Origin of the sequence: Mesorhizobium sp. WSM4884 (assembly GCF_029625675.1) — a bacterium.
Taxonomy (GTDB): domain Bacteria; phylum Pseudomonadota; class Alphaproteobacteria; order Rhizobiales; family Rhizobiaceae; genus Mesorhizobium.
In genome coordinates this window covers 275,315-290,592 of record NZ_JARTVO010000002.1, presented here as the reverse complement: position 1 = coordinate 290,592, position 15,278 = coordinate 275,315, and the positions used below count along the sequence as shown (strand labels likewise).

The following is a 15,278-nucleotide window of genomic DNA, read 5'->3' as shown; positions in this document are numbered from 1 at the left end:
AGCAAGATTTAGGGAACGGAGCGGAATATGGCAGAGGCTGCAGCTCACGACCACCACGACCACAGGCCGCATGGCTGGGTCCGGTGGGTGTACTCGACCAACCACAAGGACATCGGCACGCTCTACCTGATCTTCGCGATCATCGCCGGCATTATCGGCGGCGCGCTTTCGGTCGCCATCCGCATGGAGCTGCAGGAGCCGGGCATCCAGATCTTCAGCGGTCTGGCGCAGATGGTCTACGGCATGCAGGGCGATGCCGCCATCGACGGCGGCAAGAGCATGTACAATGCCTTCGGCGCCGCGCACGGGCTTATCATGATCTTCTTCATGGTTATGCCGGCCCTGATCGGCGGTTTCGCCAACTGGATGGTGCCGATCATGATCGGCGCGCCCGACATGGCCTTCCCACGCATGAACAACATCTCCTTCTGGCTGCTGCCGCCGGCCTTCATCCTGCTGCTCAGCTCGATGTTCGTGCCGAGCTCGCCCGGCGCCTTCGGCCCCGGCGGCGGCTGGACGATCTATCCGCCGCTCTCGACGGCCGGATCGCCGGGTCCTGCGATGGATCTTGCGATTCTCTCGATCCACATCGCCGGCGCCTCGTCGATCCTCGGCGCGATCAACTTCATCACCACCATCTTCAACATGCGCGCGCCGGGCATGACGATGCACAAGATGCCGCTGTTCGCCTGGGCGGTGCTGATCACGGCCTTCCTGCTGCTCTTGTCGCTGCCGGTTCTGGCCGGCGGCATCACCATGCTTCTCACCGACCGCAACTTCGGCACGTCCTTCTTCGTGCCGGACAATGGCGGTGATCCGCTGCTCTTCCAGCACCTGTTCTGGTTCTTCGGCCACCCCGAGGTGTACATCCTGATCCTGCCGGGCTTCGGCATCATCAGCCACATCGTCTCGACCTTCTCGAAGAAGCCCGTCTTCGGCTATCTCGGCATGGCCTACGCCATGGTCGCGATCGGCGCCGTCGGCTTCATCGTCTGGGCGCACCACATGTACACGACCGGCCTGTCGCTCGACACGCAGCGCTATTTCGTGTTCGCCACCATGGTCATCGCCGTGCCGACCGGGGTGAAGATCTTCTCCTGGATCGCCACGATGTGGGGCGGCTCGATCAGCTTCAAGCCGCCGATGCTGTGGGCGCTGGGCTTCATCTTCCTGTTCACGATCGGTGGCGTCACCGGCGTTCAGCTCGCCAATGCCGGCCTCGACCGCTCGCTGCACGACACGTATTTTGTGATCGCCCACTTCCATTACGTGCTGTCGCTGGGCGCGGTGTTCGCCATCTTCGCAGGCTGGTACTACTGGTTCCCGAAGATGACCGGCTACATGTACTCGCCGGTGATCGCCAACACCCACTTCTGGGTCACCTTCGTCGGCGTCAACCTGATCTTCTTCCCGCAGCATTTCCTCGGCCTCGCCGGCATGCCGCGCCGTACCGTCGACTATCCGGATGCGTTCGCCGGCTGGAACATGATCTCCTCCTACGGCTCCTACATCGCGGCCGTCGGTGTTGCGATCTTCCTCTACGGTGTGTTCGAGGCCTTCCAGAAGAAGCGCGTCGCGGGCGCCAATCCGTGGGGCGAGGGTGCCACCACGCTCGAATGGCAGCTGCCTTCGCCGCCGCCGTTCCACCAGTGGGAACAGCTGCCGAAAATCAAGTAAGCAACTGCCCGAAATACGAGGCCGCCGGTGAGCCGGCGGTCTTGGCCAACGGAATGATGGACTTTAAGTACGCATGGCCCTTGCCGACCACAAATTGATGGAGGAAGCGGGCTTTCGCATGTCGGAAGCAACCGCGGGCGATTTCTTCGCCCTCCTGAAGCCGCGCGTCATGTCGCTGGTCGTCTTCACGGCCTTTGTCGGCATGGTCGCGGCGCCGGTGGCCATCAACCCACTGCTGGCGGTGATCGCCATTCTGGCAATCGCGATCGGCGCCGGCGCCTCGGGCGCGCTCAACATGTGGTACGACGCCGACATCGACGCGGTGATGACCAGGACCGCCGGCCGCCCGGTGCCGGCGGGCCGCGTCACGCCCGGCGAGGCGCTGAGCTTCGGCCTGGTACTCTCCGTTCTGTCGGTGATGACGCTTGGCGTGCTGGTCAACTGGCTGTCTGCGGCGCTTCTTGCCTTCACCATCTTCTTCTACGCCGTCGTCTACACGATGTGGCTGAAGCGCTGGACGCCGCAGAATATTGTCATCGGTGGCGCCGCCGGCGCCATCCCGCCGGTGATCGGCTGGGCGGCCGTCACCGGATCGGTCAGCCTCGAAAGTTTGATCCTGTTCCTCATCATCTTCCTGTGGACGCCGCCGCATTTCTGGGCGCTGGCGCTATTCAAGTCCGATGATTACGCCCGCGCCGGCATCCCGATGATGCCGAACGTGGCCGGACCTGCATCCACGCGTCGCCAGATATTTGCCTATGCGCTGATCCTCGCGCCGGTCGGTGTGCTGCCCTGGTTCCTCGGCTACACCACCGCTGCCTATGGCGCTGTCTCTGCCGTGCTGGGCGCGGGCTTCGTCTGGTATGCCTGGAAGGTGCTGGGCATGAGCGACACCGACCGCGCGATGAAGCCGGCCAAGGCGCTCTTCGGCTATTCGCTGCTCTATCTTTTCGCTGTCTTCGCCGCCTATCTCGTCGACAGCGTGGTCGGGCGCGCGCTCATGACGGGGGGAGCATGATCGTGGCCGACAAGAACCTCGAACTGGTGACCTTGACAGAGCGCCAGCAGAAGGCGCGGCGCAACCGCTCCGTCGCCATCGGCGTGGCACTGGCCGCGCTCGTCGTCATCTTCTACGTCGCGACCATCGTGAAGTTCGGTCACAATGCTTCCGGCCTCACGCCTACGAACTTGATGTGAGGTGGCGATGAGCGGCGAGATCACCACCAGGCCCGTCAGGAAGAACAGCAACCGCGTCGTCGTGGCGGTCTGCCTGGCCTTCTTCACCGGCATGGTCGGCATGGCTTACGCGGCGGTGCCGCTTTACAAGATGTTCTGCCAGGCCACCGGCTATGGCGGCACGACGCAGCGCGCCGAGAAGCAATATGCCGGCCGCGTGCTCGACCGCGACATCACCATCCGCTTCGATGCCAACACCAACGGCATTCCGTGGCAGTTCGAGCCCGTGGCCCGCTCGGTGACGATCAAGATCGGTGAGACCACGCAGGCGCATTACAGCGCGACCAACAAATTCGACCGTCCGATCACCGGCCGTGCCTCCTTCAATGTGCAACCGGAAATGGCAGGCGCCTATTTCAACAAGGTGGAGTGCTTCTGCTTCACCGACACGACGCTGGAGCCCGGCGAGACGCTGGACATGCCGGTCGTGTTCTATGTCGATCCAGACATCGTCAACGTGCCGGAACTGAAGGACTTGAAGACCATCACCTTGTCCTACACGATGTTCCCGGTCGAGAAGAAACAGCCGGTCGCGTCGTCCGCGCCGGCCGCTGGCAGCAGCAACAAAGTTCCAGATTCCGAAGCAAGCCTCGGGGGTTGATATGGCAGACGCGCACGCAAAACCGAACCACGACTACCATCTCGTCAATCCGAGCCCCTGGCCTTTCCTGGGCTCGATCGGCGCGCTGGTGACCGCCGTCGGTGGCGTCTGCCTGATGCGGTATCTCAGGGCCGACACCTTCCCGGTCTTCGGCCACAACATCGCCAATCCGTGGCTGTTCTTCATCGGCCTCATCATCGTGCTCTACACGATGTTCGCCTGGTGGTCGGACACCATCAAGGAGGCGCATGAAGGCTACCACACGCGCGTCGTGTCGCTGCACCTGCGCTATGGCATGATCATGTTCATTGCCTCCGAGGTGATGTTCTTCGTCGCCTGGTTCTGGGCCTTCTTCGACGCCAGCCTGTTCCCGGGCGAGGCCGCGCAATATGCCCGCGCCACCTTCACCGGCGGCGTATGGCCGCCGAAGGGCCTGGAGGTTCTCGATCCCTTCCACCTGCCGCTCTACAACACCATCATCCTGCTCACGTCGGGCACGACCGTGACCTGGGCGCACCACGCGCTGCTGCATGGCGACCGCAAGGGCCTGATCAACGGCCTGGTGCTGACCGTCGGCCTCGGCATGCTGTTCACGATGGTGCAGGCCTACGAGTACATGCACGCGCCTTTCGCGTTCAAGGATTCGATCTACGGCGCCACCTTCTTCATGGCGACCGGTTTCCACGGTTTCCACGTCATCATCGGCACCATCTTCCTGCTCGTCTGCCTGGTGCGCGCGATACGCGGCGACTTCACCCCGAAGCAGCATTTCGGCTTCGAGGCGGCCGCCTGGTACTGGCACTTCGTCGACGTGGTCTGGCTGTTCCTGTTCAGCTGCATCTATGTCTGGGCATCGAGCGGCGCGATGATCGAAGCCCACTAAAATCAACGGTTTTCGGAAACCAAAGGGCGGCTGCGGCGACGTGGCCGCCTTATCTTTTTGAGCGAAAGGGTCTAGGGTGCGGAGATGAGCGAAGACAAGGCTATCTGGCCTCCCATCGACCCGGTTTCGGCAGGCCTGCACGGCCGATGCCCGCGCTGCGGCGAAGGCAAGCTGTTCTCCAGCTTCCTTACCGTCGGCAAGCGCTGCCACAATTGCGGCCTCGACTATTCCTTCGCCGATGCCGGCGACGGGCCGGCTGTCTTCGTCATCCTGATCATCGGCTTCATCGTCGTCGGCTTGGCGCTGTGGATGGAAGTGACGCTGAGCCCGCCGCTCTGGCTGCATTTCATATTGTGGATACCGCTGGCGCTGGTGCTGTGCCTGACGGCGCTGCGCCTCATCAAGGGCGTGCTGATCACCCTGCAATATTCGAAGAAGGCCGCGGAAGGCAGGCTGGACAGCGGCCAATGAGCGACGCGACCGGTTCGCCTGCCGGCCGTTCGCGGCCGCGCAATGCATTGCTGCTTGGGCTCGGCCTTGTCCTTTTCGCCATTCTCCTCGGTCTTGGCACCTGGCAGGTCCAGCGCCTGCACTGGAAGGAAGGACTGCTTGAGACCATCGACAGGCGCACCCATGCGGCACCTCTGCCGCTGGCGGAGGTTGAGAGAGAGTTCGCCGCCTCTCATGATGTCGACTACACGCCGGTGACGGTAACCGGCACCTTCCTGCACCAGGGCGAGCGGCATTTCTTCTCCACCTGGGAAGGCGATACCGGCTTCAACGTCTACACGCCCCTGCGGCTCGAGGACGGCCGCTTCGTGCTCGTCAATCGCGGCTTCGTCCCCTACGACCTCAAGGATCCGGCCAGGCGCCAGCAGGGCGAGGTCGCCGGCAAGGTGACGGTGATCGGGCTTGCCCGCAACCCCCTGCGGGGTAAGCCTTCGATGATGCTGCCCGACAACGATATCGCCAAGAACATCTTCTACTGGAAGGATCGCGACGTCATGGCCTCGAGCGCCGGCCTTCCGGCGGGCGCCCTGCTCGTGCCGTTCTTCATCGATGCCGACAAGACGCCGAATCCCGGCGGTCTGCCGGTCGGCGGCGTCACCATCATCGATCTGCCGAACAACCATCTGCAATATGCCGTCACCTGGTATGGCCTGGCGGCCGCCCTTGCCGCCGTGCTGATCCTCAGGCTCCGCCGCCCGGCGAAGGCGGGGTGAACGCGGCTGCTCTTGACAGGGCGGCGGTGCACGCTTCATCTCGCCCCAAGCTTCCGACTGAACCGGCCCGTTTCGATGATTGAGAAAAAGCCACCGCTGACGATCAGGCTCTGCCAGCCGCGCGGCTTTTGCGCCGGCGTCGACCGTGCCATCCAGATCGTCGTGCTGGCGCTGAAGAAATACGGCGCGCCGGTTTATGTCCGCCACGAGATCGTGCACAACCGCTACGTCGTCGAGGGGTTGCAGAGCCTGGGCGCGGTGTTCATCGAGGAGCTCTCCGAGATCCCGCCCGAGCATCGGAAGTCGCCGGTCGTCTTTTCCGCGCATGGCGTGCCGAAATCGGTGCCGGCCGACGCCCAGGCGCGCAATCTCTTCTATCTCGACGCCACCTGTCCGCTGGTTTCGAAAGTGCACAAGCAGGCGATGCGCCACCAGCGGCTCGGTCGGCACGTGCTTTTGATCGGTCATGCCGGCCACCCGGAAGTGATCGGCACGATGGGACAACTGCCGGAGGGCGCGGTGACGCTGATCGAGACCGAGGCGGACGCAGCGACCTTCATGCCGGCGGACCCGGCTGCACTTGGCTTCGTCACCCAGACGACGCTGTCGGTGGAGGACACCGCCGGCATCATCCGGGCGTTGCAGGAGCGCTTCCCCGAGCTTCACGCACCGGCTGCCGAATCGATCTGCTATGCCACCACAAACCGCCAGGAGGCGGTGAAGGAGACGGCCGCCGGCGCCGATCTCTTCCTCGTCGTCGGTGCGCCGAACTCGTCCAACTCCCGGCGCCTTGTCGAAGTGGCCGAGCGCGCCGGTGCGAAAATGTCGCTTCTCGTACAGCGGGCCGCCGAAATTCCGTGGGAAGAGATCGCCGGTATTTCGACGCTCGGCCTGTCGGCCGGCGCTTCGGCGCCGGAAATCATCGTCGACGAGATCATCGACGCGTTCCGGCAACGCTTCGACGTCACCATCGATCTGGCCATAACGGCCACGGAAACGGAGGATTTTCCGGTGATGCGGGTGTTGCGCGATGTCGAACTGACGGCGGCCGACATGGCCTTCGTCAACGGAGCAGCGTGAGCCCAGATGGCTGTCTACACCGACGTCACCGAAGGCGAGCTCACCACCTTCCTGAAAGCCTATCCGGTGGGTGAGCTTCTGTCCTACAAGGGCATCGCCGAGGGCACCGAGAATTCGAACTTCCTGGTCCACGCTTCCACGGGCTCCTATATCCTGACGCTCTACGAGAAGCGCGTCGACAAGGACGACCTGCCCTTTTTTCTCGGCCTGATGGGCCATCTGGCGCGCAAGGGCATTTCCTGCCCGCTACCGGTCACCGCGCATGACGGCACCGTCATCGGCACGCTGGCAGGCCGGCCCGCCGTCATCATCACATTCCTGGAAGGCCTGTCGCTCAGGCGCCCGACGGCGGCGCATTGCGGCGAGGTCGGCAAGGCGCTGGCCGCGCTCCATCTCGCCGGCCAGGATTTTCCGATGAAGCGGCCGAACGCGCTTGCGATCGAGGGCTGGCGCAAGCTCTGGGCCGCATCGCGCGACCGCGCCGACGAGGTCGAGCCGGGGCTGGCGGCCGAGGTCGACGCCGACTTCCTCGACTTCGAGCGCAACTGGCCGGCCGGCCTGCCGCAAGGCATCATCCATGCCGATCTCTTCCCGGACAATGTCTTCTTCCTCGGCGAGAAGCTCTCCGGCCTGATCGACTTCTATTTCGCCTGTGACGACCTCTACGCCTATGACGTCGCTACCTGCCTCAACGCCTGGTGCTTCGAGAAGGACTTTTCCTTCAACCTCACCAAGGGCGCGGCGCTGCTTGCCGGCTACCAGTCGGTGCGGCCGCTGCAGGCAGACGAGAAGGCGGCGCTGCCCATCCTGGCGCGCGGCTCGGCGCTGCGTTTCATGCTGACCAGGCTCTATGACTGGCTCACCATTCCCGATGGGGGGCTGGTGATGAAGCGCGATCCGACCGAATATATCCGCCGCATGCGTTTCCACCGCGCGATCAAATCCCCCTCAGAATACGGACTGACATGAGCAAGCAAGTCGAGATCTTCACCGACGGCGCCTGCTCCGGCAATCCGGGGCCGGGCGGCTGGGGCGCGGTGCTGCGCTACAACGGCGTCACCAAGGAACTGTCGGGCGGCGAGGCGGAGACCACGAACAACCGCATGGAACTGCTTGCCGCCATCACGGCGCTCAATGCGCTGAAGGAATCCTGCACGGTCGACCTCTACACCGACAGCAAGTACGTCATGGACGGGATTTCCAAATGGATCCATGGCTGGAAGAAAAACGGCTGGAAGACCGGCGACAGGAAGCCGGTCAAGAACGGTGAGCTCTGGCAGGCGCTCGACGAGGCCAACAGGCGCCACAAGGTCACTTGGCATTGGGTGAAGGGCCATGCCGGCCATCCGGAGAACGAGCGCGCCGACGAGCTGGCGAGGCAAGGCATGGCTCCGTTCAAGAAAGGGCCGGTCAAACCTGTTGCCGCTTCGCAGCCGGTTGCGCGTGCAAAGCAGCCGTCGGTCGCAAAGGCGCGGCGCTCGACCCAGAGCTACTGATCTCCGCAGCTCTCTGACTGGGGTTCTTTGTCGTGCCGATCGCCTACTACATCACGCATCCGCAGGTTCAGATCGACGCCAGCATCCCGGTGCCGGAGTGGGGGCTTTCCGACACCGGCAGAGCGAGAGCCTTTGCGATGCTCGATCAGCCCTGGGTCGGGTCGATCCGCCGCATCGTGTCGTCGGGTGAACGCAAGGCGATCGAAACAGCCGAAATCCTGGCAAAGCATCTCCGTCTTGCGGTCGAGGTCAGGCAACGCATGCATGAGAATGACCGGTCGGCAACCGGCTTCCTGCCGCCGCCCGAATTTGAAGCGGTCGCGGACCGGTTCTTCGCCAATCCGCACGTCAGCGTTCGCGGATGGGAGCGAGCTGCCGATGCCCAAAGTCGTATCGTGGGCGAAGTCGAACTGGCGCTCGGAACCAGCCGAGGCGATGACATCGCTTTCGTCGGCCATGGAGGCGTGGGAACGCTCTTGCTGCTCCATCTCAGCGGACGGGAGATCAGCCGCGAAGCGGATCAGCCGGCAGGCGGCGGCAACTATTTCGCTTACGATGCCGGCACACGACGGATCATCCACGGATGGCGGCCGATCGACAGGCTGGCACCACATCTCGGGATCTGATTGTCCGCTGAATTCAGCGGATCAGCAGCGCCGTGGAGAACAGGCCGAGAGCGAACACCGTGTGCGACACAAGGTTGAGCGTGCGCACCAGCATCGGGTTGGGCAGTTTGGACGCCGCCCAGCCGGCACCCATGCCGGGCGCCAGCAGAAACCAGCCGGCGCCGACGGTCACGACACCGAGGATGAAGGCCGGCAGGAAGGTCGGCGCGGCAAGCCAGTCCGCTCCCGCAAGCACGACCAGGACGATGCCGTAAAGGATACCGACGAGATAGTGGAACGCCCAGCCCAGCGCCTTCTCATACGCATACGGTATGGCTTTTCCGATGTCGTCGTGGAACACCTTCTCGGGCAGGTGCCGCACCCAGCGGCCGACGAGACCCCAATTCGGCCTGGGCAGACCGAAGGCCCTGTTGAGTAAAATCGCCCAGACGTCCATGAAGACCGTGGCACCGATGCCGATCGCGACGGCGCGCCAGACGATATCGAGCATCAGAGCTGCTCGAGGATCTTGGCCGCGCCGCTCTCGTCGACACCCGGCTTGGTTTCGACATTGAGCGCCACGACCTTGCCGTCGTCGACGATCATCGAAAAGCGCTTCGAGCGCAGCCCCATGCCGTTTGCGGAAAGATCGTTGTCGAGTCCGACCGACTTGGCGAAGTCGCCGCTGCCATCGGCGAGATACAGGATCTTGCCTTCGCCGCCGGTGAAGCGCGCCCAAGCGCCCATGACATGGACGTCGTTGACCGAGACCACCGCGATGGTGTCGACGCCACGCGCCAGGATGGCGTCGTGGTTCTCGAGATAGCCCGGCAGATGGTTGTTACTGCAGGTCGGCGTGAAGGCACCGGGAACGCCGAACAGCACAACCTTCTTGCCGGCGAAGATCTCGGCGCCGGTCATGGGCTTGGCGCCGTCGTCGGTCATCACCTTGAAGGTCGCCTCAGGCAGTTTTTCGCCAACCGAAATGGTCATGGGGTCCTCGCTTTGGGGAGATTGGGAAGGATCGGTGTCTGCGATACCGGACTGAGCGGCTTCCCGCAACCGCCCACCAAACCTGGATCAAGGGAAAGGCAACAATCCGTCGACCGAACCATCGGCGCTGGTCAGCGTATAGTAAAGCCCGCCGTCCGTGGGCGTCGCCGACGGTCGGTCGAGGATCGGCACCGTGAACACCAGCTTGCCGTTCCGCTCGTTGCGCACCGGTGCGCCGAACATGTAGTCGCGATCGCCGGCAATGAAGAAATCGACCGAATCCGGATCGCCCGGCGATTGCGCCTCGACGACGAGGGTCTCGTGATCCCCGGCCAGCACGTGGATGCCGAAATCGGGTCGGGCCGGTGAGGGAAGCGTTGCAAGCGCCGTCTTGACCAGCGCCGCGTCCGCTGCATTGTCCGGATCGGAAGCGGGATCGACGCTGAGCCGCGTCTGCACCGGAATGCAGATCGTCTCGCATATGCCAAGGAAGACGTTGGCATCAATGGTCGCCGGCTGGTCGGGCGATGACAGCGTGAAGGTCACCGGCAGCGATACCGGGCGGTCGTAGCCGGCCCATTTGCCGTAGCCGTCGTCGTGGCGCCGCGGCGGCGGAAACGACAGCCTCGCATCGGCGATATTGGTGCTGGCCGAGATGTCGAGCTGCGGCGGCACGCCGGAATCGCCTGGGTCGCGCCAGTAGGTTTTCCAGCCGGGCTTCAGCGCAATGTCGAGCACGCCGTGGATCTTGCCGGCCTCGTCGGGCTTGCCGCTGGTCACCAGCCGCACCTTGCCGCCTTCGCTGTTGTACCAGGCCGAGGACGAAGCCTCGGCCGGGAGGCCTGCTCCCAGGCCGGTGACGGCGCCGAGCGCCACAATGTTCAGGTATCGCATGGCGGTGATTTGATCGCCCGTTCTTGGCCGCGCAATGATTTCATGTTCCCGCCGGTATCATATTTGCGTGACATCCGGCAGCCAGAGCATCTTTTCGGCGCGGCGGAAACGCGTTACGCTCAATCCCATGGACTTGTTGCGCCACAAAAAGAAGGCCGCCGGGCGCGGCTTTCTCGACGATCAGTTCCTGATTGCCATGCCGGGCATGAAGGACGACCGTTTCACGCGCTCGGTCATCTACATCTGCGCCCACAGCGACGAGGGCGCGATGGGCCTGATCATCAACCAGACGCAGCAGATGCTGTTTCCGGATCTCCTGGTGCAGCTTGGCATCATGAACGAGCAGGAGGCGATCCGCCTGCCGGCGCATGCCCGCGACTTCGTCGTGCGCAACGGCGGGCCGGTCGATCGCAGCCGCGGCTTCGTGCTGCATTCCGGCGACTATCGCGTGGAATCCTCGCTCAGCGTCTCCGACGACATCTGCCTGACCGCCACGGTCGACATTCTGCGGGCCATCTCGACGGGCCGGGGGCCGCGTCACGCGCTGATGGCGCTCGGTTATTCCGGCTGGGGCGCCGGCCAGCTCGAAAGCGAGATCGCGGAGAACGGCTGGCTGACTTGCCCGGCGACGACCGAGCTGTTGTTCGACGCCGACATCGAGCGCAAATACGACCGCATCCTCGCCTCGATCGGCATCGATCTCGCCCATCTCAGCGCCGCCGCGGGCCACGCGTAGGCGCGTTCGTCATCCTAGGGCGGAGCAAGGAGCGAAGCGACGCGCGCAGACCGTAGGATCCATGCCGTTACATCGACCATAGAATGCAACGATGCAGAATTCTGAAACGCTTTCAACGCCTTAACGTCACGGAATGGATCCTCGGGTCAAGCCGGGTCAAGCCCGAGGATGACGATGCGATGGATGTCACGGCCAATCGCAGAGGGCCTCGCTACTCCACCGGAACAGGCCGCATCAGACGTATCTGACTAAGCCTGCGTTAGCGGATACTGCTCCCTCAGCGTCTTCAGCACCTGGTCGCCGGGCATCGGTGCGCCGAACATGAAGCTCTGGACATATTCGCAGCCCATCTGGCGCAATTCCAGCGCGTCGCTTTCGTCGGAGATGCCTTCGGCGACGACCGACAGACCGAGCTCATGCGCCATGTTGACCATGGATTTGAGCAGCACCGCCCGCTTCGGCGTGGCGTCGTCGACGAAGCTCTTGTCGATCTTGATCGTGTCGAACGGGAAGCGCGTCAGATAGGAGAGCGAGGAATAGCCGGTGCCGAAATCGTCAAGCGACAGCCCGATGCCGAGCTGCTTCAGCTTGGTCAGCACATGCGCGGTCTGCTCGGGATTGTCCATCACCAGCGACTCGGTGAGCTCCAGCCGGAAGCAGCGCGGCTTCAGGTTGGCTCGCGCGATGACGGAGCGGACATCGCTGACCAGATCGCGGCGGATGAGCTGCCGGCTCGATAGGTTGACCGACACCGACAGCGGCGCGTCGCCGATCTGCTTCTGCCAGGTCGCCAGGTCCTCGGCCGCCTGCTGCATGGCGAACAGGCCGAGCTGCACGATCAGCCCGCAATTCTCGGCCACCGGGATGAAATCCCCTGGCGGGATCATGCCGCGCCGCGGGTGATCCCAGCGCAGCAGCGCCTCGAAGCCGGCGACGCTGCCGTCCTCCAGCCGCACGATCGGCTGGTAGGCAAGCGTGAACTCGCGCCGCTCGATGGCCCTTCGGAGGTCGGATTCAAACTGCAGCCGGTCGGTGCCGACGGTGCGGAAGGCCGGCCGGAACGGCTCGATCCTGTCGCCGCCGAAACGCTTGGCCTGGTGCATGGCAAGCTCGGCGTCCTTGACCATGTCCTCGGACGAGGTCTGCGCCGTCGTCCAGGTGATCAGGCCGATCGAGGCGGTGAGCACGATCTCGCGCTTGGCGAAGGTGATCGGGTTGTTGATCGCGTGTTTGATGGCATCGGCCATGGCGGCAATGCGGGCCGGATCCTGCTCGGAGAGCAGCATCAGCGCGAACTGGTCGCCGGCAAAGCGCGACAGCGAATCCTTTGGCTTCAGCAGTCTGTGCAGCCGGCGCGCGATGGTCAGCAGAATGGTGTCGCCGGCCGAGATGCCGAGACCGTCATTGACCTGCTTGAAGCGGTCGATGTCGATGACGAAGACGGTCGGGCGCACCTTGTCCTCGGTGCGGGCGATCGAGATGATCGCCTCCAACCGGTTCATGAACAGCTCGCGGTTGGGCAGGCCGGTGAGGTTGTCGTGCACGGCGTCGTGCAGCAGCCTTTCCTCGGACTTCTTCTGCTCGGTCACGTCGACCATGGTGCCGACGCAGCGGATCACTTCGCCGTCCGATCCGATCACTGGACGGGCGCGCAGCGAGAACCAGTGATAGTGGCCGTCGGCGCCGCGCAGTCGGAAATTCTGCGCCACCCGGCCGCGGCGGTGCTCCAGCACCACGTCGAGCGTCGTGCGAAAGGTGTCGCGGTCGTCGGCATGCAGCACCGGCAGCCAGTTGCGGGCGGCACCCGACAGGCTGTTGGGAGCAAGGCCGAGCTGCATGCTGATGTCGGGCTTGGTCACCACGCGGTCGCGCAGCACGTCCCAGTCCCACACGATGTCGCCCGATCCGGCAACGGCGAGCGCCTGGCGCTCGAGGTCGGAGAACAGGCCCTGATGCAGCGCGCCGCCGGCAAAGGCGTGCTGCATGACGGTGAAGCCGATCAGGAGGATGATCAGGATCAGGCCGCCGCCCAACGCCGGCTGGGCGATGTCGTTGTCGAGCATGCCGGTGATCGCCATCCACGATCCGCATAGCCACAACAGCACCATCACCCAGCTCGGCACCAGCATTATCGCGCGGTCATAGCCGCGAATGCCGAGGAAGATGATGAGGCCGAGGCCGGTGAGCGCGGTTGCCGCGAACGAGATGCGGGCGATGCCGGCGGCGACCGCCGGATCGACGATGGCCACACCGGCAATCAAGAGCAGCCCGAGGATCCAGACCAGCGCGCCATAGCTGAAATGGCCGTGCCACCGGTTGAGGTTGAGATAGGCGAAAAGGAACACCACGAAGGTCGCCGCCAGCGCCACTTCCGTGCCCGCTCGCCACATCTGCTCGTTGCCGGGCGAGATCTCGATGACCTTGTTGAGGAAGCCGAAATCGACGCAGATATAAGCGAGCACCGCCCAGGCGAGAGCGGCCGTGGCCGGGAACATCGAGGTTCCCTTGACCACGAACAGGATGGTCAGGAACAGCGCCAGAAGCCCTGCGATGCCGATGACAATGCCGCGGAACAGCGTATAGGAATTGACCGAGTCCTTGTAGGATTCAGGTTCCCACAGATAGACCTGGGGCAGCTTCGGCGAGGCGAGCTCGGCCACGAATGTGACCACCGTTCCGGGGTTCAGCGTTACTCGAAAGACGTCCGCGTCGGGGCTCGTCTGGCGGTCGAGCGCGAAGCCTTCGCTGGGCGTGATCGCGGCGATGCGGGTCGAGCCGAGGTCCGGCCAGAAGATGCCGGAATTCACCAGCCGGAAATGCGGCGCGACGATCAACCGGTCGAGCTGCTGGTCGGTGGTATTGGCGAGCGCGAACACCGCCCAGTCGCCGGTCGAGCGCGCGTCCTTGGCCTCGACCTCAATGCGCCGCACGATGCCGTCGGGGCCGGGTGCGGTCGAGACCTGGAAATTCTCGCCCTGGTTCCGGTAGATCTCGACGGCGCCCGAAAGGTCGAGCGCCTTGTCATCGCGGGCGATCTTGATCGGCTCGACGGCGAGCGCCGGCGCGGCTGCCGAGAGCGCGACGAAGATCGCCAGGATGAGGGCGAACAGCGACGCGATTCGCGGAAAATTCGTCACATATCAGCCCTTCGTTCCATCGCCCGGCGGATCGTCCGCTATCCGGGCGTAGAGGTAGTGATCCTGCCAGATGCCGTTGATCCTGAGATAGGATCGCAGAAGTCCTTCGCGCCGGAATCCGGCTTTTTCAAGCACGCGGATCGACCGAGCGTTGTCGGGAATACAGGCAGCCTCGATCCGGTGCAACCTCAGCGTATCGAAGGCAAAACGCGACACCAGCTTGACCGCGTCGGTCATCAGGCCGCGGCCGCCGAATCGCTCGCCGATCCAGTAGCCGATATGGCCGCTTTGGGCGACGCCGTGGCGGATGTTGCCGAGCGTGATGCCGCCGGCGAGCTTGCCGCTCGACTTCTCGAAGATGAAGAAGGCGATGGCCGTGCCTTGCGCATAGTCCTCGCGGTAGCGGCTGATGCGCAGCCGCCAGGCGGTGCGGTCGAGCTCGTCGGGCTGCCAGCGCGGCTCCCATGGCTCCAAGAAGGCGCGGCTTTCGCCGCGCAGCGTCGACCACTCGCGGTAGTCGTTGGTCAGCGGCACGCGCAGCGTGACCTTTTCGCCCTTCAGTGCCGGCAGGTCGCGGCGAAAGAAAGGGAGCGCGAACACGGCTCTGGAACTAAGCAGATATTCGTGGGATGCCCCACGAATATCTGCTTAGATTCCCTGGTTTCTCGCAGGTTTTGATCGCAAAACCGTGGAACACTTTTGCGAAACCTGCTTAGG

The 15,278-nt window shown here is 64.0% G+C and carries 17 protein-coding genes; 12 read left to right on the top strand and 5 right to left on the bottom strand.

Annotation, left to right across the window (positions count from 1 at the left end; translation table 11 throughout):
- Nucleotides 1-27: 27 nt before the first annotated feature.
- From ctaD to P9236_RS03960, 11 genes are all read left to right on the top strand, one after another.
- Complete coding sequence (ctaD, locus tag P9236_RS04010; RefSeq protein ID WP_278073302.1) at nucleotides 28-1,677, top strand: cytochrome c oxidase subunit I; 1,650 nt, start codon at nucleotides 28-30, stop codon at nucleotides 1,675-1,677.
- A 73-nt stretch (nucleotides 1,678-1,750) separates the two neighbouring features.
- Nucleotides 1,751-2,695 (top strand): heme o synthase, encoded by a 945-nt coding sequence (locus tag P9236_RS04005; RefSeq protein WP_278073301.1) that lies wholly within the window; start codon nucleotides 1,751-1,753, stop codon nucleotides 2,693-2,695.
- On the top strand, nucleotides 2,692-2,874 hold the full coding sequence (locus tag P9236_RS04000) for a hypothetical protein (protein WP_278073300.1): 183 nt from the start codon (nucleotides 2,692-2,694) through the stop codon (nucleotides 2,872-2,874). Before P9236_RS04005 ends, P9236_RS04000 begins: the two co-directional genes overlap by 4 nt.
- Before the next feature lie 7 nt (nucleotides 2,875-2,881).
- A complete protein-coding gene (locus tag P9236_RS03995; RefSeq protein ID WP_278073299.1) occupies nucleotides 2,882-3,514 on the top strand; it encodes a cytochrome c oxidase assembly protein in 633 nt (210 codons plus the stop codon).
- 1 nt (nucleotide 3,515) lies between these two features.
- Entirely contained in the window at nucleotides 3,516-4,397 is an 882-nt protein-coding gene (locus P9236_RS03990; RefSeq protein WP_278073298.1) for a cytochrome c oxidase subunit 3, read from the top strand.
- Between the two features lie 84 nt (nucleotides 4,398-4,481).
- Nucleotides 4,482-4,868: a DUF983 domain-containing protein gene (locus P9236_RS03985; protein WP_278073297.1), complete on the top strand. Its 387-nt coding sequence runs from the start codon at nucleotides 4,482-4,484 to the stop codon at nucleotides 4,866-4,868.
- Nucleotides 4,865-5,620, top strand: coding sequence for an SURF1 family protein (locus P9236_RS03980; RefSeq protein WP_278073296.1), 756 nt, complete (start codon nucleotides 4,865-4,867; stop codon nucleotides 5,618-5,620). The genes P9236_RS03985 and P9236_RS03980 overlap by 4 nt, the downstream gene beginning before the upstream one ends.
- Before the next feature lie 75 nt (nucleotides 5,621-5,695).
- Nucleotides 5,696-6,700 carry a 4-hydroxy-3-methylbut-2-enyl diphosphate reductase gene (ispH, locus tag P9236_RS03975; RefSeq protein ID WP_278073295.1) on the top strand — a complete coding sequence of 335 codons (1,005 nt, stop codon included), beginning with the start codon at nucleotides 5,696-5,698 and terminating at the stop codon, nucleotides 6,698-6,700.
- Between the two features lie 6 nt (nucleotides 6,701-6,706).
- Nucleotides 6,707-7,669 carry a homoserine kinase gene (locus tag P9236_RS03970; RefSeq protein ID WP_278073294.1) on the top strand — a complete coding sequence of 321 codons (963 nt, stop codon included), beginning with the start codon at nucleotides 6,707-6,709 and terminating at the stop codon, nucleotides 7,667-7,669.
- Nucleotides 7,666-8,196, top strand: coding sequence for a ribonuclease HI (gene rnhA, locus P9236_RS03965; RefSeq protein WP_278073293.1), 531 nt, complete (start codon nucleotides 7,666-7,668; stop codon nucleotides 8,194-8,196). Before P9236_RS03970 ends, rnhA begins: the two co-directional genes overlap by 4 nt.
- Before the next feature lie 32 nt (nucleotides 8,197-8,228).
- Nucleotides 8,229-8,822, top strand: coding sequence for a histidine phosphatase family protein (locus P9236_RS03960; protein ID WP_278073292.1), 594 nt, complete (start codon nucleotides 8,229-8,231; stop codon nucleotides 8,820-8,822).
- Nucleotides 8,823-8,835: 13 nt separating this feature from the next.
- Here P9236_RS03960 and P9236_RS03955 read toward each other — a convergent pair whose 3' ends face one another.
- The 3 genes from P9236_RS03955 to P9236_RS03945 form a co-directional block, all read right to left on the bottom strand.
- A complete protein-coding gene (locus P9236_RS03955) occupies nucleotides 8,836-9,312 on the bottom strand; it encodes a DUF2938 domain-containing protein (RefSeq protein ID WP_278073291.1) in 477 nt (158 codons plus the stop codon).
- Nucleotides 9,312-9,794 (bottom strand): peroxiredoxin, encoded by a 483-nt coding sequence (locus P9236_RS03950; RefSeq protein WP_278073290.1) that lies wholly within the window; start codon nucleotides 9,792-9,794, stop codon nucleotides 9,312-9,314. Before P9236_RS03950 ends, P9236_RS03955 begins: the two co-directional genes overlap by 1 nt.
- 87 nt (nucleotides 9,795-9,881) lie before the next feature.
- Nucleotides 9,882-10,688, bottom strand: coding sequence for a protein-disulfide reductase DsbD domain-containing protein (locus tag P9236_RS03945; protein ID WP_278073289.1), 807 nt, complete (start codon nucleotides 10,686-10,688; stop codon nucleotides 9,882-9,884).
- Between the two features lie 127 nt (nucleotides 10,689-10,815).
- Here P9236_RS03945 and P9236_RS03940 point away from each other — a divergent pair, with 127 nt between their 5' ends.
- Nucleotides 10,816-11,424, top strand: coding sequence for a YqgE/AlgH family protein (locus P9236_RS03940; RefSeq protein WP_278073288.1), 609 nt, complete (start codon nucleotides 10,816-10,818; stop codon nucleotides 11,422-11,424).
- Nucleotides 11,425-11,672: 248 nt separating this feature from the next.
- Here the strand turns inward: P9236_RS03940 and P9236_RS03935 are convergent, their stop codons facing one another.
- Both P9236_RS03935 and P9236_RS03930 read right to left on the bottom strand, forming a co-directional pair.
- Nucleotides 11,673-14,561, bottom strand: a complete 2,889-nt coding sequence (locus tag P9236_RS03935; protein ID WP_278073287.1) for an EAL domain-containing protein — start codon at nucleotides 14,559-14,561, stop codon at nucleotides 11,673-11,675.
- A gap of 3 nt (nucleotides 14,562-14,564) precedes the next feature.
- Nucleotides 14,565-15,161, bottom strand: coding sequence for a GNAT family protein (locus tag P9236_RS03930; RefSeq protein WP_278073286.1), 597 nt, complete (start codon nucleotides 15,159-15,161; stop codon nucleotides 14,565-14,567).
- Nucleotides 15,162-15,278 lie beyond the last annotated feature (117 nt).

What these genes read in the sequence shown, in the direction of transcription:
- ctaD (WP_278073302.1), top strand. Translation starts at nt 28, where the DNA reads ATGGCAGAGGCTGCAGCTCACGACCACCACGACCACAGGCCGCATGGC.
- P9236_RS04005 (WP_278073301.1), top strand. Translation starts at nt 1,751, where the DNA reads ATGGCCCTTGCCGACCACAAATTGATGGAGGAAGCGGGCTTTCGCATG.
- P9236_RS04000 (WP_278073300.1), top strand. Translation starts at nt 2,692, where the DNA reads ATGATCGTGGCCGACAAGAACCTCGAACTGGTGACCTTGACAGAGCGC.
- P9236_RS03995 (WP_278073299.1), top strand. Translation starts at nt 2,882, where the DNA reads ATGAGCGGCGAGATCACCACCAGGCCCGTCAGGAAGAACAGCAACCGC.
- P9236_RS03990 (WP_278073298.1), top strand. Translation starts at nt 3,516, where the DNA reads ATGGCAGACGCGCACGCAAAACCGAACCACGACTACCATCTCGTCAAT.
- P9236_RS03985 (WP_278073297.1), top strand. Translation starts at nt 4,482, where the DNA reads ATGAGCGAAGACAAGGCTATCTGGCCTCCCATCGACCCGGTTTCGGCA.
- P9236_RS03980 (WP_278073296.1), top strand. Translation starts at nt 4,865, where the DNA reads ATGAGCGACGCGACCGGTTCGCCTGCCGGCCGTTCGCGGCCGCGCAAT.
- ispH (WP_278073295.1), top strand. Translation starts at nt 5,696, where the DNA reads ATGATTGAGAAAAAGCCACCGCTGACGATCAGGCTCTGCCAGCCGCGC.
- P9236_RS03970 (WP_278073294.1), top strand. Translation starts at nt 6,707, where the DNA reads ATGGCTGTCTACACCGACGTCACCGAAGGCGAGCTCACCACCTTCCTG.
- rnhA (WP_278073293.1), top strand. Translation starts at nt 7,666, where the DNA reads ATGAGCAAGCAAGTCGAGATCTTCACCGACGGCGCCTGCTCCGGCAAT.
- P9236_RS03955 (WP_278073291.1), bottom strand. Translation starts at nt 9,312, where the DNA reads ATGCTCGATATCGTCTGGCGCGCCGTCGCGATCGGCATCGGTGCCACG.
- P9236_RS03950 (WP_278073290.1), bottom strand. Translation starts at nt 9,794, where the DNA reads ATGACCATTTCGGTTGGCGAAAAACTGCCTGAGGCGACCTTCAAGGTG.
- P9236_RS03945 (WP_278073289.1), bottom strand. Translation starts at nt 10,688, where the DNA reads ATGCGATACCTGAACATTGTGGCGCTCGGCGCCGTCACCGGCCTGGGA.
- P9236_RS03940 (WP_278073288.1), top strand. Translation starts at nt 10,816, where the DNA reads ATGGACTTGTTGCGCCACAAAAAGAAGGCCGCCGGGCGCGGCTTTCTC.